The sequence below is a fragment of the Neptunicoccus cionae genome, assembly GCF_002860325.1.
GTDB classification, from domain to species: Bacteria; Pseudomonadota; Alphaproteobacteria; order Rhodobacterales; family Rhodobacteraceae; genus Amylibacter; species Amylibacter lutimaris.
The window spans coordinates 121,134-141,470 of record NZ_PKOJ01000002.1 but is presented as its reverse complement, the minus strand read 5'-3'; the positions used below and the strand labels follow the sequence as shown (position 1 = coordinate 141,470).

16 protein-coding genes are annotated in these 20,337 nt (G+C 55.7%); 10 read left to right on the top strand and 6 right to left on the bottom strand.

Features of this window, described 5'->3' with window-relative positions:
• Positions 1 to 92: 92 nt before the first annotated feature.
• A complete protein-coding gene (locus C0U40_RS06565; RefSeq protein ID WP_101654976.1) occupies positions 93 to 869 on the bottom strand; it encodes a M48 family metalloprotease in 777 nt (258 codons plus the stop codon).
• A 210-nt stretch (positions 870 to 1,079) separates the two neighbouring features.
• Here C0U40_RS06565 and C0U40_RS06560 point away from each other — a divergent pair, with 210 nt between their 5' ends.
• From C0U40_RS06560 to C0U40_RS06525, 8 genes are all read left to right on the top strand, one after another.
• Positions 1,080 to 1,856 carry an SDR family oxidoreductase gene (locus tag C0U40_RS06560; RefSeq protein WP_101654975.1) on the top strand — a complete coding sequence of 259 codons (777 nt, stop codon included), beginning with the start codon at positions 1,080 to 1,082 and terminating at the stop codon, positions 1,854 to 1,856.
• A gap of 111 nt (positions 1,857 to 1,967) precedes the next feature.
• Entirely contained in the window at positions 1,968 to 3,095 is a 1,128-nt protein-coding gene (locus C0U40_RS06555; protein ID WP_101655412.1) for a hypothetical protein, read from the top strand.
• 76 nt (positions 3,096 to 3,171) lie between these two features.
• Positions 3,172 to 4,269 (top strand): ABC transporter ATP-binding protein, encoded by a 1,098-nt coding sequence (locus tag C0U40_RS06550; protein WP_101654974.1) that lies wholly within the window; start codon positions 3,172 to 3,174, stop codon positions 4,267 to 4,269.
• 162 nt (positions 4,270 to 4,431) lie between these two features.
• Entirely contained in the window at positions 4,432 to 4,791 is a 360-nt protein-coding gene (locus C0U40_RS06545; RefSeq protein WP_145991900.1) for a CBU_0592 family membrane protein, read from the top strand.
• A gap of 127 nt (positions 4,792 to 4,918) precedes the next feature.
• Positions 4,919 to 5,152 carry a twin-arginine translocase TatA/TatE family subunit gene (locus tag C0U40_RS06540; RefSeq protein ID WP_286134822.1) on the top strand — a complete coding sequence of 78 codons (234 nt, stop codon included), beginning with the start codon at positions 4,919 to 4,921 and terminating at the stop codon, positions 5,150 to 5,152.
• Positions 5,153 to 5,170: 18 nt separating this feature from the next.
• The gene (tatB, locus tag C0U40_RS06535; RefSeq protein ID WP_101654971.1) at positions 5,171 to 5,854 is read left to right on the top strand and encodes a Sec-independent protein translocase protein TatB; all 684 of its coding nucleotides are present in this window, start codon (positions 5,171 to 5,173) and stop codon (positions 5,852 to 5,854) included.
• Positions 5,851 to 6,732, top strand: a complete 882-nt coding sequence (tatC, locus tag C0U40_RS06530) for a twin-arginine translocase subunit TatC (protein WP_101654970.1) — start codon at positions 5,851 to 5,853, stop codon at positions 6,730 to 6,732. The genes tatB and tatC overlap by 4 nt, the downstream gene beginning before the upstream one ends.
• A gap of 3 nt (positions 6,733 to 6,735) precedes the next feature.
• On the top strand, positions 6,736 to 7,581 hold the full coding sequence (locus C0U40_RS06525) for an ATP-binding protein (RefSeq protein WP_101654969.1): 846 nt from the start codon (positions 6,736 to 6,738) through the stop codon (positions 7,579 to 7,581).
• Positions 7,582 to 7,683: 102 nt separating this feature from the next.
• Here the strand turns inward: C0U40_RS06525 and C0U40_RS06520 are convergent, their stop codons facing one another.
• From C0U40_RS06520 to C0U40_RS06510, 3 genes are all read right to left on the bottom strand, one after another.
• Positions 7,684 to 9,237, bottom strand: a complete 1,554-nt coding sequence (locus C0U40_RS06520; RefSeq protein ID WP_286134871.1) for an ATP-binding protein — start codon at positions 9,235 to 9,237, stop codon at positions 7,684 to 7,686.
• 281 nt (positions 9,238 to 9,518) lie between these two features.
• The gene (locus C0U40_RS06515) at positions 9,519 to 10,463 is read right to left on the bottom strand and encodes a sodium:calcium antiporter (protein ID WP_101654967.1); all 945 of its coding nucleotides are present in this window, start codon (positions 10,461 to 10,463) and stop codon (positions 9,519 to 9,521) included.
• A 136-nt stretch (positions 10,464 to 10,599) separates the two neighbouring features.
• A complete protein-coding gene (locus C0U40_RS06510) occupies positions 10,600 to 13,884 on the bottom strand; it encodes a M10 family metallopeptidase (protein ID WP_101654966.1) in 3,285 nt (1,094 codons plus the stop codon).
• A 388-nt stretch (positions 13,885 to 14,272) separates the two neighbouring features.
• Here C0U40_RS06510 and C0U40_RS06505 point away from each other — a divergent pair, with 388 nt between their 5' ends.
• Together C0U40_RS06505 and C0U40_RS06500 are read left to right on the top strand one after the other, a co-directional pair.
• Positions 14,273 to 16,462: an NADP-dependent isocitrate dehydrogenase gene (locus C0U40_RS06505; RefSeq protein ID WP_101654965.1), complete on the top strand. Its 2,190-nt coding sequence runs from the start codon at positions 14,273 to 14,275 to the stop codon at positions 16,460 to 16,462.
• Positions 16,463 to 16,572: 110 nt separating this feature from the next.
• Complete coding sequence (locus tag C0U40_RS06500; RefSeq protein WP_101654964.1) at positions 16,573 to 17,775, top strand: MFS transporter; 1,203 nt, start codon at positions 16,573 to 16,575, stop codon at positions 17,773 to 17,775.
• A gap of 18 nt (positions 17,776 to 17,793) precedes the next feature.
• Here C0U40_RS06500 and C0U40_RS06495 read toward each other — a convergent pair whose 3' ends face one another.
• On the bottom strand, positions 17,794 to 19,272 hold the full coding sequence (locus tag C0U40_RS06495; protein ID WP_101654963.1) for an aldehyde dehydrogenase: 1,479 nt from the start codon (positions 19,270 to 19,272) through the stop codon (positions 17,794 to 17,796).
• 8 nt (positions 19,273 to 19,280) lie between these two features.
• Positions 19,281 to 20,315, bottom strand: a complete 1,035-nt coding sequence (locus C0U40_RS06490) for an LLM class flavin-dependent oxidoreductase (protein ID WP_101654962.1) — start codon at positions 20,313 to 20,315, stop codon at positions 19,281 to 19,283.
• Positions 20,316 to 20,337: the final 22 nt, after the last annotated feature.

Here is a 20,337-nt window from a genome sequence, read left to right as displayed (position 1 = left end):
AACCTTGCGGCGGGCAGGGGCGTCCTGTCAATAAATTCGGTGGTTCAAATGCGCCGGTCAGGGTTTTTGCCCCCGGAGTGGGTAAAAACCGGTCAGAACAGCAAAGGCACCTTGCGCCCTGTCGAGCGGCTGGCCCGGATCTGTTGTGCGAGCCTGCGCACTCTGTCGATCCGTTCGGGATCTGCCGGATGGCGGCTGGTTCGCTCGGACGATTTGGGCAGCCGGTTCAAAAGTGTGATGGCATCGTCTGGGGTATACCCCGCCTCCATCATCAAAATGGTTCCGTTACGATCGGCTTCGAATTCAAACTGTTTGGTATAAGAGGCCAGAGCCTGTTGCGCCCCGCTGCGGGCTGCCTGATTGACGTCGCGGCCCTCTGCTTTGGCGGTTTTAGCACTGTTCATTGCTCCGCGCAGCACTTCTTCCTGTCCACGGGTGATGTGGCGGGCGATCTGGTGGGACATTTCGTGGGCCATGACCAAGGCAAACTCGTCGTCAGTTTTCAAAAACTTTACCATGGCATGGTTGAAGATGATCACCGGCCGCCCCGAGCCGTCCCGTGTAAACTTGGCGTCAGGCGGATTGCCGCGATCAAGCGCAACCACGAACTGAAAGGCACAGCGCGCAGCTTCCTGTTCGGGATGGGCGTTTTGACATGCCCGCTTTGCCACGGGGAGCAAACGTTTGTGCACGCGGGCAAAGCGGATGAGCCCTTCGCTCAGCAACACGTTTCGTTGCACGGGCACGCTGGACGCGGCTTGGGTTGTAGAACGGGGCGGTGCAGGATGCTCTCCATCGGTGCAGGCCGCAAGAAACACCAGTCCGCTCAGGCTGAGGCCTGCTAACAAGGTATGAAACAAACGGGGCATCGGGCTTTCACTTTACCGGAATTTCGGGGAACTGGCGGTGTTATTTGGCACAATGCAGTGCACTGCAAGCGCGCGTTGGTTTGCCTGTCAATAAGAGCGACGGACCGCCGATCAAAGAAAGCGGAACTGCTGGCGATCGCGTAGCCTGTGATTGTGTTACCGCGCCAGTCTTCGTAGTTTGTGACCAACGCGAAATGAGGAGATTCGAAGATGGATTTGGGAATTAAAGGAAAACGCGCGATTGTCTGCGCTGCCTCCAAGGGTTTGGGTTTCGGTTGTGCCGAGGCGCTGGCAGAGGCCGGAGTTGATCTGGTGATCAACGCCCGATCCGAAGGTCCGTTGCAAGAAGCAGCGGAAAAGCTGCGGGCGCACGGGGTGGAAGTGACAGCGGTCGCCGCGGACATCAGCACCGAAGAGGGCCGCGCGGCGGTTCTGAAGGCGGCGGGAGAGGTGGATATTCTGGTCAACAACGCAGGTGGGCCGCCACCCGGTATGTGGAGCGATTGGGATCGTGAGGATTTCATTAAGGCACTGGATTCCAACATGTTGGCGCCTATTGCGATGATGAAAGCCTGTTTGCCTGCTATGATGGACAAGGGCTGGGGACGTGTGGTGAATATTACATCCCAATCCGTTAAGGCCCCTATTGCTGTTCTGGGGTTGTCCAACTCTGCCCGCGCGGGGCTGACAGGCTATGTTGCGGGAACCTCCCGTCAGGTGGCGCCGAAAGGTGTGACCATCAACAACCTGCAACCCGGTATCCACGCGACAGATCGTGCGGTGTCGCTCGACAACGGGGTGGCGAGCCAGCAGGGGATCAGCGCCGAGGAAGCCAAGGCCCAACGCTGCGAAACCATTCCGGCCCGCCGTTATGGAACGGCAGCGGAATTTGGTGCAACCTGTGCGTTTCTCTGTTCCCAGCACGCCGGGTTTATCGTCGGCCAGAACATCCTGCTCGACGGGGGCGCGGTAAATTCCACCATGTAAGCCGGAATGTGCTGTCATGTTCTGGCAGCAGCGCTGGTTAATATGAAGATCCGGCTGCGTGCTGCGCGGCCGGATTTTGAGTATTTGGGGAACATTGAAGCGGGAACGGGAATGGCAGAGACGCGGTTCAGTTTGAAGGATGCTTTATTCAACAAGGAAAAAGTAGCCTATCTTGGAGATTTATTTGCGCGGGCAGATGGCGGGTTTGACAAGGCCGGTTTCGAGCGGGATGTCATGGTTGCTTTACCGGAACTGGAACTGAAGCAAAGAATTGATCACATTGCCGAGGTTCTTACCTTCTATCTTCCGGCAGAGTTTGAATCGGCGGCGGCATTGATCGAGCGCGCACTTCCGCCCGAGCTTGATCCGATGAAAACCGACGATGACTTTGGCGATTTCATATTCGCACCCTTGGGAGCGTTTGTTGCGAAAAAGGGGATAGACAAGCCGGAACGCGCGCTTGTCACACTTGCTGCATTAACCAAACGTTTTTCGATGGAATACGCGATACGGGATTTCCTGAACGCCCACGAAGCGCTTGTCATGCAGGTCATGCAGGATTGGATGCAGGACGGAAATTACCATTTGCGCCGGTTGGTGAGCGAGGGGACGCGGCCGCGTTTGCCATGGGGCCGCAAGATTGCTTTGAATTATCTCGCGCCGATTGAGTTATTGGACCGGCTCTATAGCGACCCCACGCGATACGTGACGCGATCGGTGGCTAACCATCTCAATGATATCGCAAAAATTGACGCAGAGCTGGTGGTGTCGCGCCTTGCACGCTGGCGCGCCGAGGGTAAGCAATCGGCAAAAGAGATGGACTGGATGACACGTCACGCCCTGCGCGGGCTGGTCAAGCAGGGGCATCGGGGCGCTTTGGAACTGTTGGGTTACCAGATTGCACCGCCAATCAACCAACCGGAGGTGCGGGTCAGAACGCCGGAAGTCGCCATTGGGGATGCGCTGGAGTTTGACGTGCATTTGAAGGCAGAAGCGGACGCGGTGCTGTTGGTCGATTACGTCTTGGAGTTCCTAAAGGCTGATGGCAGCCATCGGGCCAAAGTCTTCAAGCTGAAGCAGGTGTCTTTGAAAGCAGGTCAATCCGTCACTGTCAGCAAGAAGCACAGGTTGCGCGGCGATGCGACGACTTACAGGCTTTATCCCGGTATTCAGCGGCTGAAACTGCAAATAAACGGTGTGATATGCGGGACCGGAGAATTCAATCTGACGCAGGCTTGAACCAAAGTGGCCTTGCTGTAGCGGCTTAGCGCTGTTATCTGACAAAATTCAGTGGTTAATCACAGCGGAGTGCCCTTTGGCCGTCCAAGATCCCCCCCGAATTCCTCCGCGTCTGGAGTTACAGAATATCACCCGCCGTTTCGGTGGACAGCAGGCTGTCGCAGATGTGTCCCTGACACTCGACGCGGGAGAGGTGATTTGCCTGCTTGGTCCGTCCGGATGCGGTAAGTCCACAACGTTGCGTATTGCCGCCGGGGTGGATCGGCAGAGCAGTGGCACAGTGTTGATTGACGGAGAAGTGGTTTCGGATGACCGTCATCATCAGGAGCCGGAGAACCGCTCTATCGGGTTGATGTTTCAGGATTTTGCGCTGTTTCCCCATCTGGACGTAGCAGGCAACGTAGGCTTCGGCTTGCGTGGGGCGAAGGCAGAAAAAGAGCGGCGTATCAACGACTTGTTGGATCGTGTTGATCTTGCGGGGTACAACCGGAAATACCCGCACGAATTGTCAGGCGGTGAGCAGCAGCGCGTGGCACTGGCCCGTGCACTTGCCCCCAAACCCCGTGTTCTGTTGATGGACGAGCCGTTTTCCGGTCTGGACGACCGACTGCGCGATGATGTGCGCGATGCGACGCTGGAATTGTTGAAAGACGAAGGTTCAGCGGTCCTGCTGGTGACCCATGAACCGGTTGAAGCGATGCGCATGGCTGACAAGATTGCCCTGATGCGGGACGGGCAGGTGGTGCAGATGGGCGCACCCTACAACATCTATAATGCGCCTGTGGACAAGGCCGCAGCGGCGTTCTTCTCTGATATCAACGTCGTATCAGGGGTTGTGAAAAATGCGCTGACCAATACGCCGTTTGGCCAGTTTCTGGTGCCGGGGAGCCACGACGGGGATGAAGTCGAAATCATCATCCGTCCGCAACACCTGCGGCTTGATTTCGATCGGGACGGGCGTGGACCCAATCCGACCACCAAAGAGGGCACACCGGCACGGGGGATTGTCAGCCGGGCACGGTATCTGGGGCATTACTCGCTGGTGGAATTCACGATGGATTACGACGGATCGCAACTACAGGTCACTGTTCCCGGTGTGTTTCTGCCAGAACGGGGCCGTCCCTTGTGGTTGTCGATGCGGCGCGACCGGTGTTTCGTGTTTCCCAAAACCTGACGGCGCGATCCTGTCGCTGTCAAGCCGCCGTGATAGAAACGTGAGAAGTGACAGGCTTTGATGGCAAAAGCGTGAAAGCGTTTTGAACTGTGATTTTTGTCACTTTTTTACGCATTTCAAACAGGTTTACCTCGGGGCATTCACTTGTCTTCGGAGGCTATCGTGCCCGAGTATTTCAACCTGCTTCCAATGATTGATGGAATGTCTACCCTCTCGCTTGTGTGCAACGGCATCGGTGTGGTTGGCTTCATGATTTACATGACGAACTACACTCTGGTGACTTTTCAGCGGATCGACAGCCGTGGTGTTTTATTCTTTTGCCTCAATACACTGGCTGCAAGTTGCGTTCTGATTTCACTAAGCCAGAATTTCAATCTCGCTTCGGCCATGATCCAGATCGTCTGGATCTGTCTCGGAAGTATTGCGATCCGGAAACGGATCGTAAAGCGGCGCCGGACGCCGGATCATCCCTTTCAAAAACCCCTGTTCCCAGCAAGCGCACCCCAAAGTGGCGCGATCTGATAGAAGATTTGGGGAAAATCCCCGTGATCGGGGGTGTTTGGGGGTTTGAAACACCCGGTGAAACCCCATAAATGTGTGTGGTACTGCACTGACGCGAAAGGGATCGCGTCGCACTCGGAGACAAAAAATGCTACCTACACCAATGTTCATTCAAAACATCGGCCTTCCCGGCCTCCTGCTGATCGCCGTTGTCGTGCTGGTCCTGTTCGGGCGTGGCAAGATTTCCAACCTGATGGGCGAAGTGGGCAAAGGCATCACATCGTTCAAAAAAGGCGTGGCTGAAGGCAAGGAAGAACTGGAATCTGCTTCTTCCGAAGACGCCAAAGATGTGACACCTGAAAAAGACAAACCTTCAGTCTAACAAGCGCGGAGCGCCTGCATGTTTGATATTGGCATGGCTGAAATGATCGTGATCGGCGTGGTTGCGCTGATCGTGGTCGGGCCAAAAGACCTGCCGCAAATGTTCCGCAAAGTCGGTCAGTTTGTGGGTAAGGCACGGGGTATGGCCCGTGACTTCCAGCGCGCTATGGAACAGGCGGCGGATGGCACGGGGGTGAATGAAATCGCCTCTGATCTTAAAAGCGTCACTTCAATGAAAAACCTCGGTCTGGATGATGCGACCAAGTCTTTTCAGGACTATCAGAAGAATTTCGAGCCCGAGAAGGTTGACGCCGCAGCTGAAAAGGCCCGCCGTGAGGCGGCTGTAGCAGAGGCGAACAAGGCGGCAACGAAATGGCCGCCCGAGTCTGCGCCGGAAGTGGAGAATTCCGAAGTGGTCGGAGAACCGGTTCAGTCGGCGGCTCCGGCCAAGGTAAAAGCGCCCGCAAAGAAAGCGCCGGCGAAAAAGCCCGCTGCCAAGAAGCCTGCCGCGAAAAAGCCTGCTGCCCCTAAAAAAACGGCAGCGAAGAAGCCTGCAGCCAAGAGCACGACTGCGGCGAAAGCTCCGGCAAAGTCTGCGGCTGCGAAGTCCGGCACGGCAAAGGCCAATGCAACAAAAACAACCGCTGCAGCAAAGAAGACTGCATCCAAGACAACCAGTAAGGCGGCCGGGACCAAATCATGAGCACGGATGAAATTGAAGACAGCTCGGCCCCATTGATCGAGCATCTGGCAGAGTTGCGCAACCGGCTGATTTATTGCGTTTACGCGCTGCTTGCCGGCGTGATGATTACCTTTTACTTCGCCGATCCGCTGCTGGATTTTCTGGTGCGGCCCTTGGCGAAAATCCTGATTGAATACGGTCAGGACCCGACGCTGATTTTCACCTCGCCTCAAGAGAAATTCTTTGCCTTCTTCCGCATTTCCTTTCTGGGGGGCTTTATGCTGGCGTTTCCGGTGGTGGGCTATCAGCTCTGGCGATTCGTGGCACCGGGGCTCTACAAGAACGAGAAGGGCGCCTTTCTTCCCTTCATGATCGCCTCGCCATTGTTGTTCCTGCTTGGTGCGGCATTTGCCCATTACATCGTGACACCGCTGGCGATGCGGTTTTTTGTGGGATTTGCAGACATCATACCGGCCCTTGCGGATGCCGTGGCGGGCGATGATGCGGATGTTATGGCGCAGGACCCGTCACAAATCAAAACCGTCATCTTGCCGTCTATCAAGGAAAGCCTTGATATTACGCTTAAATTCATCTTCGCCTTTGGGATCTGCTTCCAGTTGCCCGTGCTGTTGACCCTGATGGGCATGGCCGGTCTGGTCAGTTCTGCGGGTTTGCGTTCGGTGCGCAAATATGCGGTTGTGGGTATTCTTGTCCTCGCCGCGGTTGTGACGCCGCCGGATGTCATTACCCAGATGATCCTGTTCGTCGTGGTTTACATGCTTTACGAGATTTCGATCTGGCTGGTCATCATGGTCGAGCGCAAGCAGGAAGAACGCCTGCGTGAAGACGGAATGGCCGAAGATGGCACAATGGAACGACACCCCGAAGACATGGAATAAGTTATGAGTGAGTTAGACGCGCTGACCCGCATTGCCGAAGCACTGGAGCGGATCAGCCCGCGCCCGATGCCGGCACCTGATTTTTCGCAGGCGGATGCTTTTGTCTGGCACGTTGGGCCAGACCGGCTGGAACCGGTCGCTAAGGTGAACAGGGTGGAGATCGGTCTACTGGTGGGGATCGACCGTTCCCGTGACATTCTGATGGAAAATACGCTGCAATTCGCCCGTGGCCTTCCTGCGAACAACGTCCTGTTGTGGGGCGCGCGGGGCATGGGGAAATCGTCTCTGGTTAAGGCGGCCCATGCAGAGGCAAACCGGCAGGTGGGCGGTTTGAAGCTGGTGGAAGTCCAGCGCGAGGATCTGCCGTCAATCGGCCGTCTGCTGAATGTTTTGAGGGCTGCATCGGAGCGGTTTCTGCTGTTTTGTGATGACCTGAGCTTTGGTCATGATGACGCCCATTATAAATCGCTCAAGGCGGTGCTTGACGGCGGAATAGAAGGACGCCCCGAGAATGTGGCCTTTTATGCCACTTCGAACCGGCGCCACCTGATGCCGCGTGACATGATTGAAAACGAACGTTCCACCGCGATCAATCCGTCCGAGGCAGTTGAGGAAAAAGTCTCCCTGTCGGACCGTTTCGGGCTGTGGCTCGGCTTTCATCCCTGTGATCAGGACCAGTATCTTGCCATGATCCGGGGCTATTGCGATGAATATGGCATCGAGATTCCAGACGAAGAGCTGCGCGCTGAAGCGATCGAGTGGCAGCAGACGCGGGGCAATCGCTCCGGTCGGGTGGCATGGCAATATGTGGTCGATCTGGCAGCGCGGCGGGGCGTGCAGCTAAGCTGACTGTTCGACGCAATCTGCGTCCGTATTTAAGATAAACACGTTTGGGCGGGCAACCAGACCACGGTTTATTCTGTTGCCCAAACAGTTTTGGGGGAGGGCGTCTTAGGCCGCAGCAGTGAAGGCATTCCCCTTGTAACCGCTGTCCTCGATCTGCGCGCCTGCCTTTTCTACAATAAGGCTGTCCGGTATGGTGACAGAGAATTTCGTGCCCGTACCGACTTCGCTTTCGACCCTGATGTCCCCACCATGGGCAATCGAGAGCTTCTTGCTGATCGATAGACCAAGACCTGTTCCACCTTCCTTGCGGTTGTCAGAGGATTCCAGTTGGGTGAAAGCCTGAAATATCAATTGCAGATCTTTTTCCGGTATGCCGCAACCGTTGTCTTCCACCTCGAACCGGAAGCCAGTGCCTTGTTGTTTGGCGCGGATCGTGATTTTCGAAGCCTGTGAGAATTTCAGCGCATTGCCAATCAGGTTGATCAGAATCTGCTGACAGCGGCTGCGATCGGCCCGAACTGTCATGTTGTCCCACTCAGTCTCAAGCACCGCGTTTTTCTCGCTCGCAAGGCCTTTGAACTGGTCTTCGACTTCCACAAGAACATCACGGGGGGCGAAAGTGGTTTTGTCCAGCTTGATGTCGTTCAGCTCGATGCTGGTGTAATCGAGGATTTCGTTAATAATCGTCAGAAGGTGCTTGCCGGCAACTTTCACCCTTTTCCCGTAAAGCTGTGCCTGATCCCCGACAGTATTGAAATGGGTTTCGGTGATCGGTTCGCCGGGCTTCAGCTTGCTGGTGGTTTTTTCTTTAATACCAGACAGGATACTGGCGTAGCCGATGATGATCGTCAGGGGGGTGCGTAGTTCGTGGCTGAGAACGCTCATGAATTCGGATTTCGCGCGGCTTGCGCTTTCGGCTTCATCCCGTGCCTTGCGGAGCTCCTCGATGCTTTCCATTCTGGTGCGGTTCTCGATGAAATAGGTGAACAGACCGCCCAAAACGATCAGGGTTGCTGTGCCAGCAATCACAAAGGCGATCAGTTTGAATTCGCCGGGGTTGGTGTATTCCGCCGAGAATTCGATAGGAATCAACTGAAACGCGGCCATGCCGGTGAAATGCAGCGCAATGATTGCGAGACTGAGCGCACCAGTCATTAGTTCTGTGCTGCGTTTGCGTTGTTTGCTGCCAAGGAACAAGGCCAGTGTGGACAGCAATACCGAAAGGATGACTGAAGTGATCAGATAGGACTGGTCCCATGCTATGATCCCGTCGACACGGTAGGCGATCATGCCTGTGTAGTGCATGGCAGAAACGGACAATCCGAATATTGTCCCGCCAATCATCGTAGTGGCTTTGGTTTTGAACATACCGGCGATCAGGATACCAATCGTACAGCCAAAGATCGCAATCATCAGAGAAGCGAAGGTCAGTTGCAGGTTAAAGTTGACTGGCGCGTGTGGCTGATAGGCTAGAATCGCAATGAAATGTGTGCACCAAATTGCGATGCCCGCTGTAGTGGCAGCTACAAAATACCAAATAACAGCCTGTGCTTTTGGTCGTGCCAGGGCATGTCTATACAAGCTTGCAACAACCCAGCTACCGAAGGTGCATAATAAGGCCGCAAGGAGCACCAGTGCGATATCGTGTTCGGAATGCATTGAATGTAATACGGTTAACATATGGTAGCTTTCTTGGCGGTCTTTGTGCGAGATATGCTAAATAAATGAGGCCTAACTACGACCCAAGAGGGGAAAACTTGCCGCTATTCAGCCGGTGTTCGTTGCAGGTAGAGCACAACTTTTGAGGCTGTTTTTGTTTGCGCACAAGTTGACTGGGATTGCTTGCCCGGAATTTGGGCAAATTGCATTGCTCCGGTCGCGCAAGGCTTCCACCTTGGGCGATCTTCCAAATGTTGAAAGGCACCCGGAATTCCGATGGGTTAGGTCGAAATATAAACCAGATACCCTGCGTAACAGGCGTAGGAGCCGAACAGCAGTGTCCCGATATAGCGGCGCAGAGCGAAAAAGCGGATACAGGCCAGCAGGATCAGCGTCATTCCGATCAGAACTGCCATATCGACCCAGAGCACAGTGGAGTACTCAAACGGGCGGATCAGGCCGGATATGCCAAGAATACCGAGTACGTTGAAAATCTGGCTGCCAGCTATGTTGCCAAGGATCAGATTGGGCCGTTTGATCCGCGCCGCCGCGATACAGGAAGACACCTCCGGAAGGCTGCCCCCCGCCGCAATTACGGTTGCACCGATAACGGCTTCGGAAATCCCCATGCTTTGGGACAGGGATACCGCGAATTGCACGGCCAGATCGGAAAAGAACGCCATAGAGATAGCACCACCGACCACAAAGACCAGCGCGAGCCAGAGCGGGGCGCCCGCGTCGATTTCCTCATCGTCAGAGCCGTCAGCGTTCTTGATCGAACTGTACATGTAATAGGCGAAAGCGGCCAGAATCAGCACGGAATACAGCAGGCTGAAACGGGAGGATACCATTCCGTTGCTGGTCAGGATGGTATTTGCAAGCAAGGCAAGAGTACCAAGCAGACCGACGAAGATACTTGTCATATATTCAGGTCTGGCCCGATCAAAGCTGAGCATGAAACCGGCAAGACCAACGCCCAAACCAATGTTCACAATGTTGGATCCGACGATGTTGGAGATCACAATGTCCCCGGCGCCTTCCAGTACCGCAGAAACGTTAATAGCGACTTCGGGGGCCGAGGTGCCGATGGCCACGATGACCGAACCGACAAGAAATTCCGGAACCGACAGGCGGTGTGCAATGGACACTGCGCCTTTTACGAAAAATCCGGCAGACACCACAACAACGGCGAGACACAGGGGAAGGGCCGCCAGCAAGAAAATCATTGATTGGCCCAAGGTTTACCCCACTCTTGTTATTCAGGCATTTCCGAATGAGGTAGTGTCCCCGCTTGCAGTGTGCAAGGGGGGACACGAAAAGAAGTGTCTAAAATTCCGTCTTCTTGAGTGAGGGGGCTGTCAGTTACATGAAGTCGTTACTTGAAACATCGGCAATACTGACGCCGAGCAGGTCAATATAATGGGAAGCGCTGCTAGTGACAGCCGCTCTTACACCGCCGGCAATGCTGCTTAGAGACAGATCCGAGAAGGACAATGACCCGGTCAGGTCGACAATATCGATTGTGTCCTCAAAGTGCAGAATCTTGTCCTGACCACCGTCGACGGAGAAGGCAAAAATATCAGCTCCGCTGCCGCCGTCGTAAACGTCATTTCCTCTGAGTCCGTTCAGCAGGTCGTCGCCGGCGCCACCGATAATGGTGTTATCTTCCTCGTTCGATCCGATTAGATAGTCCTTGTAACCTGAACCTTTGATGTTTTCGATATCATAATAGAGATCGCCTGCCGCCTCGCCACTGGTTCCGGTTCCGTTCCAAAGCTTGACTGTGACGCCGGACGAGGCCGAACTGAAGTCGACAGTGTCACGGCCGCTGCCTCCGACTATTATGTCACTGCCGGTGCCCCCGACAAGCGTGTCATCACCACTGCCGCCAAAGAGTTCATCGTCGCCGGACAGTCCGTTGATGAAGTCTCGGCCAGCGCCGCCGTCCAGTGTATCACCCAAGGGTTGGCTACCGATCAGCACGTCATTATGGTTTGATCCGACAACACCTTCGATACTGTCCAGAACATCACCCGCGGCATCGCCGCCGCTGCCAGTCCCGTTCCACAGTTTGACCGTCACCGCCGCAGCGCTGCCGGTGTACATTGCGAAATCTATGCCACTGCCGCCATACAGATTATCTGCGCCGGCACCGCCTTCCAGATCGTCGTCACCGCTCAAGCCGAAAATGTTGTCTGTTCCGGCATTGCCTTTCAGGAAGTTTGCTACGCCGTTGGAACCGAGCAGATAGTCGTTGCCGCTGCCCCCGAATGCATTTTCGATGTTCGTAAGCGAGTCACCACCCGCGCCGGTTCCAGCCCAGAGCCGAACGGTGATGTTGCCGGTCATTGCACTGTAGTCCACAGTGTCTTCACCCGCTCCGCCGTCGATCGTATCGCTTCCCAGTCCCCCGATAATCGTATCGTTGCCGTAACCGCCGCCCATATAATCGTTACCGCCCAGTCCGTCGATATAGTCGTTTCCATTACCTCCGCTTAAGGAGTCGCCTTGGCTGTTACTGCCGATCAGGGCATCATTGTAATTGGATCCGATTACGCCTTCGATGCCCGATAGTGTATCGCCTTCGGCGTGACCAAGGCTGCCGGTGCCGTTCCAAAGCCGGATAATGACGCGGGATGTGCTGTCGGAATAATCGGCCGTATCATTCCCGCCATCCCCTTCCAGAGTATCTGCGCCTGCGCCACCGTTCAGGGTGTCGTCGCCGGTCAGGCCTTTTAGAAGGTCATCAGACGCGCCGCCAAACAGGGCATTGTCGACAGCATTTGCGCCGATCAGATAGTCTTTATGGGCGGATCCGGTCGCGTTCTCGATCGCGTCGTAGGTATCGCCGTCGGCGTCGCCATTTAGTCCCGTGCCATTCCAGAATTTTACTGTAACGCCTGAACTGCTTCCGGAATAGTCAATGTGGTCTGTATCCGTGAATCCATTAAATTCTTCGGCGCCGGTGTTGCCAATGAAGTGATCGTTCCCGGTCCCGCCGTAGAAAGCTCCGCCGCCGGACAGGCCGTTGATGTAGTCATCGCCACCGTTCCCGAATAATTTATTTGAGATCCCTGCCGCGCCGATCAAAACATCTCTGAGACCCGATCCGAGGATACCTTCGATGCCGTCCAGTATATCGCCTTCTGCATCACCGCCGGTTCCGGTTCCGTTCCAAAGCCGGATTGTGACACCTGCAGATGACATGACATAATCGGCATAATCGAAATCAGCGCCACCAAAAAGCATGTCTGCGTCTGCACCGCCGGTGAGGTAATCATTGTGGTTTCCTCCATAGAGGTGATCTGTACCAGAGCCACCATAAAGGTCATCCCATCCGTCGTTTCCGAAAATGGTGTTGGAGACTGCATTTCCATATACTTCGTCGATATCGCTACCACCGTGATAATTTTCCAAGACAGTTCCGCGCGCAATTACGATATTCCCGTCGTACCCGCCTACGTTGGAGAAGATTTCGGACTCCATATAAAATTTGTTATAAGTCGCGCTCAGCGACGCATCGAAGCTGTCAGTGCCACCGGTGTCAAACAGGGTTTGCATGATGGGATTGCCGCTTTGGCTTAGCCCGCTTGTGGCGAACGGGGTATTGGAGCCGTCTAGGTCATAAGTGGTGTCGCCTGCGTTGTGAACCGGTGTCGCGGTGCCGTAAAGGTTCTGGATCGCGACGATATCGGCAATACCGGGCATAACGATATATGTTTTATCTGCATTCACGTCCAGATTTTCAGTTTGGTCGAAGTAGGACATGACTGTCGATTGCCAACTGTCGTTAAGGTAGTGATTTGAAGCACCATCAAGGGAATAAATTGCGCTGCCGTTGTAGTTGCCTGCGTGCCCGAGACCGAGAACATGGCCGATCTCATGTATGTAGGTTTGGAAACCGTATCCCCCGACTGCCGTTCCGTAGTATGATATCCAATTGTCGGAAATGTTGACCAGCGAGCTGGTGGTTGTCTGGCCGGTTGCAGAATATGTTGCATAGGCTGTGCGGCTGCCGTCACTGGGATCACGATCCTGCGTAAAGACGATATCGGCTGCTCCGCCCGAAGCGCTGAAAACAAGTCCCGAAACATCCGACCAAACCTCCATCGCAGCAAGGGCAAGCGCCTGCCCATCTGCATTCAACGCGGCGATGTTGTAGGTGATAACAACGTCCGAAGAGATGTCGAATGCGTGCGTATCCCGATTTGTGCTCTGCCAGAAACCTTTTGTTAAATGATCAGCGATATCATCAGTTGTGAAGTTGGCGTCCTTGATCTCGACTTCGTAACTGCCCGTGTAACTGCCAAAATAATCGGAAATCGAGACGTAGTAATCACCAGTGGTGGTTGCCGTAAACATCAGGCCGGAATTCGTGTAGCCAATGTTGTCGGTATCGTCGATCAGCGTTCCTGCGCCGTTTAGCAAATTTACGTGGGGGACTAGTGCGTTCGGGTTATAAGGAGTGCCCGTTGGTGTCTGACCGACAACCGAAACAGTCTGACCCTCTTCAAGGAAAACCCGGATGTAATCCACGTCTCCGACATAGTCGATAGAACCTTGGAACGTGTCACCAAAAGTTAAGGTATATGGTGTTCCATTATGATCTGGTGCATCCCCGAATAAAGTTTCGTTGATTATAGCCATTTTATCTATCCTGTTGCTGGCAGCGCCGTGGCCAAAAAATATTACAGACTACGAAGCGGCAATGAGTAAATGAACTCTATAACTTTAAGTGTCATTGGACGGGCTGACATCTCCAATCCGAATAGGTTAGCTGCGGAATCGATTCGCGTCCACTGTCACAGCGGTTCACTCAGGCAACAAACGGATTGCATGGCCAGCGGCTGATAGGGTGTAGAGGAGGGGGAGGAAGAAGAACCGGCGAAGAAGACTTGAAGTTTGGGTAATTCCATTTCTTTAGAGCTTAAGTTTCACCCGTTCCGCAAGTTTTCGCTCTGTATGCAACGGTATACTATCGACTTCACCGGATCTATCGGCTATGGAGCAGCGAGCAACATTCGAGAGGTTTCCAATGTCAGATATTATCTACACCAAAGTGGACGAAGCACCGGAACTGGCTTCCGCATCCTTCCTGCCTATCATCCAGAAATTTGCCGCGGCTGCGGGTGTTTCTGTTGGCACCAAGGATATCAGCCTTGCAGGTCGTATTCTGGCGACCTTCCCAGAGCATCTGAAAGAGGACCAGCGCCAGTCCGACGATCTGGCCGAACTGGGCCGACTGGTGAAAACAGCAGAAGCCAACGTCATCAAGCTGCCCAACATCTCGGCCTCAGTGCCCCAGTTGGTTGCCGCAGTAAAAGAGCTTCAGGCCCAAGGTTACGCGCTGCCGGATTATCCGGAGTCACCCGAAACCGACGCGGAAAAAGAGATCCGCGCGAAATACGACACGCTGAAAGGCTCGGCTGTGAACCCTGTTCTGCGGGAAGGCAACTCCGACCGCCGCGCAGCCAAAGCTGTGAAAAGCTTTGCCCAGAACAACCCGCACCGCATGGGGGAGTGGACCGCAGACAGCAAGACCCGCGTGGCCTCCATGTCCGGCGGTGATTTCTTCTCTAACGAAGTATCCGCGACACTCGACAAGGAAACCGGCGCGAAAATCGTTCTGGAAACCGCCAGCGGCGAAACTGTGCTGAAGGACGGTCTGTCCTATCCGGCCGGAACCGTGGTTGACGCAACCTTCATGAGCGCGGCGAAACTGGATGCTTTCCTTGCCGAAGAGATCGAGAAGACCAAGGCAGAAGGCACGCTGTTTTCCCTGCATATGAAAGCTACGATGATGAAGGTTTCCGACCCGATCATCTTTGGCCACGCAGTCAAAGCCTATCTGGCCCCTGTGTTTGAAAAGCACGGCGATGCGCTGAAAGAACTGGGTGTGAACCCGAATTCCGGTCTGGGTGCGTTGATGGCAAATGTTGCTGGCAATGACGAGATCATGGACGACATCAAAGCCTGCATGGACTCCCGTCCGCCAATGTACATGGTCGATTCCGACAAGGGCATCACCAACCTGCATGTGCCCTCCGATGTGATCATCGACGCCTCCATGCCTGCGCTGATCCGTGCAGGTGGCAAGGGCTGGGGTCCGGATGGTAAGGAAGCGGATGCGAACTGTGTAATCCCGGACAATTCCTACGCCCCTGTCTATGACGAAGCGATCAACTTCTTCAAAGCCAACGGCAAGCTGAACCCTGCAACTGCGGGTACTGTGCAAAACATCGGTCTGATGGCACAAAAAGCAGAAGAATACGGTTCCCACCCGACCACATTTGAGCTGGCCGAGTCCGGAACAGTGAAGATGATCCTTGACGATGGCACCGTTCTGCACAGCCACAAGGTTGAGGCCGGTGACATCTGGCGCTCTGCCTCTGCGCGCAAGGCCCCGATCGAAGACTGGGTCAATCTGGCAATCGACCGTCAGAAGGCCGAGGGTTGCCGCGCGATTTTCTGGCTTGATGAAAACCGCGCCCATGACGCTGAACTGATCGCTTATGTGAAGCCGATCCTTGAAGCCAAAGGCGTTGCCGACAAGTTCGAAATCATGGCTCCGCGCGAAGCGACCCGCGCCAGCCTTGAAACCATCACTAAGGGTGAAAACACGATTGCCATCACCGGCAACGTGCTGCGGGACTATCTGACAGACCTGTTCCCGATCCTTGAACTGGCGACTTCGGCCAAGATGCTGTCCATCGTAAAGCTGATGAACGGCGGCGGTCTGTTTGAAACGGGCGCTGGTGGTTCTGCCCCGAAACACGTGCAACAGTTGATGGAAGAAAACCACCTGCGCTGGGATTCCTTGGGCGAATTCTGTGCCTTGGGCGAAAGCCTGACCTTCCTTGCGGATGCACGGGACAACGCGAAAGCGCGTGTTCTGGGTGAAGCCGTCGATGCAGCGACCCAAGGAATTCTGGACAACGACCGGTCGCCTTCGCGCAAAGTGGGTGAGCCTGACAACCGCGACAGCCACTATTGGTTTGCCCGTTACTGGGCCGAAGCACTGGCGGCACAAGGGGACGATGCAGAGCTGGCCTCCCATTTTGCACCGATCGCAGAAGCGCTGGCGGAAAACGAAGAGAAGATCGTGTCCGAACTGGCTGCGGCACAGGGGAAAGCCGTTGATCTGGGTGGGTATTTCCACACAGATGACGCAAAAACCGCTGCTGTGATGCGCCCGTCCGAAACGCTGAACAGCATCATCGGCTGAAACGCCCGTAAGCTGTAGACCTTCAAACCGCCCGTGGTAAAACTTCGGGCGGTTTTTCTTTGCCTGCGGTTTTTACTGGCTTGCGGCGCGGGCCGGCATATATCCGCTACATGAACAAAGAATTTATGACCCATGTCAGCGCCTTGGCCCTGACCAAAGCCGCTGACGGGTTGATCAATCCGAAACTGGTACTCGCGTGGTTGCTGAACGCCCTTGGCGCACCCGGCTATCTGATCGGGTTTCTGGTTCCGGTACGGGAATCCGGCTCGTTGTTTCCACAACTGCTGTTCGCGCGCATGCTGGAGCGGCGGAGCCAGCGCAAGTATTTCTGGGCAGGCGGGGCTGCGGTTCAGGGAATCGCAGCCTTTGGAATGGCGGCCGCAGCCGCGTTTCTGGACGGCGCAGCGGCGGGGTGGACGATCCTGCTCTGCCTTGCGGTCTTGGCCGTGGCGCGGTCTGTCTGTTCGGCCAGCTTTAAGGATATTCTCGCCCGCACTGTGGAAAAGGGGCGTCGGGGCAGGGTGTCTGGACTGGCGGGAACCCTGTCGGCGGTGGTGGTGCTGCTCTTTGCCCTTTTGCTCAGCTTTAACATCCTGCCACGGGACCCCGTTGTGATCGCCATTGCCATTGCGCTGGCCGGAATATTGTGGCTGCTGGCCTCGTTTATCTTTACCACGCTTGACGAACCGGAGGCCGAAACGTCAGACGATGCAGAACAGTCATTGAAGGGGCTGTCCAAACCGCTGCGCGAAGACGGCGAGTTCCGCACCTATATCGCCACCCGCGCACTGCTGATTTCAACCGCGCTCGCGCCGCCATTCCTGATCATGCTCGGCGGCGGCGAGAGCGAGAACGGTTTTGGCAATCTTGGCCTGTTGATCCTCGCATCGTCTATTGCGTCTATCGTGTCCTCTTATCTGTGGAGCACATTCGCAGATTACTCCAGCCGAAAGACCTTGATGGTTGCAGGCGGCGTGTCCGCTGTGATCTTTGCGCTGGCAGCAGTCGGGGGAGCGTTCGGGGCAGGCGGCGGCTGGTTGATTGCGGTTTATGTTTTCTTCGCCCAGATCGCCTATCAAGGGGCAAGGGCGGGGCGCAAAACCCATCTGACGGATATGGACAGCCACGACCGCAAGCCGGTTTACACCGCGCTGTCCAACACGATGATCGGCATGCTGCTGCTGGCAGGCGGAATTTTCGGCGTCATCGCAGACGCCGCCGGACCGCAACTGGTACTGGGGATAATGGCAGTGTTGAGTGGTACGGCGGTGTTAGTCGGAAGCCGGTTGTCCGAGGTTCAGCAGGAGGAATAGTAATTCCTCCCACACGCCTTACCGCATCACAAAAGGGTTCGCCATTGGCGCATCAGAGGTGTTGATCCAAGTGGTTTTGGTGCGGGTGTAATCATGGATCGCATCCACGCCTGCTTCGCGTCCATAGCCTGAATGGTTGTATCCGCCAAAGGGCGCAATGGGGGACACGGCGCGGTAGGTGTTGACCCAGCAAATCCCTGCTTTCAATCTGTCCGACACCCTGTGCGCGCGGGCGAGACTGCGGGTGAACACCCCCGAACCCAGCCCGTAGGGGGTGCTGTTGGCCAGCGCAATGGCTTCCTCTTCGGTATCAAAGGGCAACAGCGACATGACAGGGCCGAAAAGTTCGGTGTTGAGCGTGGCGATGCTGTGATCCGCGCATTCCACCAGCGTCGGTGCCATATAGTTGCCAGCACGCGCTAGCGGTGCGCCGCCAAAGTGGATTTTCGCCCCCTGTTCCCGCGCCTTGGCGAGCGTCGAGACGATCCGCTCGATCTGGGAATGGGTGCATAACGGCCCCACATGTGTGGCAGGCTCCAGCGGATCACCGACTGTTATGCCAGCGCTGGCTGTTGCGATGCGCTCGATCAGATCATCCAGCACAGACCTCTGTATCAGCCCCCGCGATCCGGCAACACAGCTTTGCCCCGAGGCGCCGAAATTCCCCGCGATCAACCCGTTTGCGGCACTGTCGAGATCCGCATCCTCAAACACAAGGATCGGGGATTTGCCGCCCAGTTCGAGAGAGGTTACAGCAAAATTTTCAGCAGAGTTGCGCACCACATGGCGTGCGGTATCAGGCCCGCCAGTAAAGGCGATCCGGTCCACATCCGGATGACGGGTCAGCGGAATGGCGCAGTTTTCTGCGTCTCCGGTAATCACGGATACCACACCTGCCGGAAAACCGGCCTGATCCACCAGTTTGGCAAATTCCAGCATCGGCGCCGGCGCGATTTCCGAGGCTTTCAGCACCACCGAACAGCCCGCCGCCAATGCGGGACCAAGTTTCGTTGCGGTTAGAAACATCTGCGCATTCCACGGCACCACGGCCACCACCACACCGATGGGTTCACGGCGGGTAAAGACGTGCATATCGGGCTTGTCGATGGGCAGAACCGCGCCCTCGATCTTATCCGCCAGCCCCCCGTAATAGCGATAGTAATCCCCGACATAGCCGGTCTGGCTGGCGGTTTCGGCCAGCAGCTTGCCACTGTCGGTGGTTTCGATCCGCCCCAGTTTTTCTGCGTTCTGTTCGATCAGATCCGCCAGCCGGTGCAGCAGTTTGCCCCTTTGGGTCTGGGTCATGTCGCGCCACGCAGGATCGTCCAGCACACGGCGGGCGGCCTTGATCGCGCGGTCCACATCCTGCGGTGCGGCGCAGGCAAAGCTGGACCAGTCCTCTCCGGTGGCGGGGTTGGCAGAGCGCAGAACCTGCCCGTCATGTCCTTCGCAAAAGGCGCCATCAATATAAAGCTGGAAGTGGGGGAGATCAGTCATTTTAATCCTCAGACAAAAGCGGGCATTACATCGTCGATAAACCGTGCGAGCGAGTCCCGCTTGCGGCTGAAGTCCATGCCGCTGTCCACCCAGAAGGCGTATTCGTCATAGCCCAGATCCTCATAGCGTTTGATCCGGTCGATCACTTCCTGCGCAGTGCCGATGGTCAGGTCACGGCGCATGTTTTCAGGGGACATCATGGCATTCGCGGCCATTTCATCCTCTGACAGGGTTTCGATCAACCCCTGATGCACGGGGCGCTGGTTTTTGAACCATGCACCGAAGTAATTGTAAAACCGGGACAGCTCTTTCGCGGCAAGCGCGGTGTCGGTGTCATCGGCGGCTACATAAGTGTGATGCAGCAGCATGATCTTTGGGCGGCGACCATCATAAGCGCTACAGGCTTCGTTAAACTTTTCCATCAGGCTTTCGATTTCGCCAATGCCCTGCCAGAGCGGCGTGACTTGAATGTTAAAGCCGTTTTCCACGCCGAAACTGTGGCTGTTAATATCCCGCGCCGCGATCCAGATCGGCGGTCCGTTTTCCTGAAGCGGTTTCGGGGCAGAGGTGGTGGACGGGAACCGGTAATACTCTCCTTCATGGGCGCAATCCCCCTCCCAGAGCGGGCGCAGCAGGGGCGCGGTTTCGCGCATTCTCTGTCCGGCTTCCCAAGCGTCCAGCCCGGGGTGAAGCCTTTCGTATTCATAGGAATAAGCTCCGCGCGCGATTCCAAGTTCTATACGACCGTCGGTAATCAGATCGGCGGCGGCGGCCTCTCCGGCCAGTTTGATCGGATGCCAGAAGGGGGCAACCACGGTACCGGTGCCAAGACGAAGGTTCTTGGTGTGATGGCTCAGGTCAACAAGGGTCAGGAAGGGGTTGGGTGCGATGGTGAAATCCATGCCGTGATGCTCGCCCGTCCAGATCGCCCGCATGCCGCCGTCATCGGCCATTTTGGCCAGCGAGATCAATTCGTCCCGCAGGCTGCGGTGGCTCTGCTCCGGTGTGATCCGTTCCATATGGGCAAACAGTGAAAATTCCATCGGATGTGTCCTTTGCGTAGCG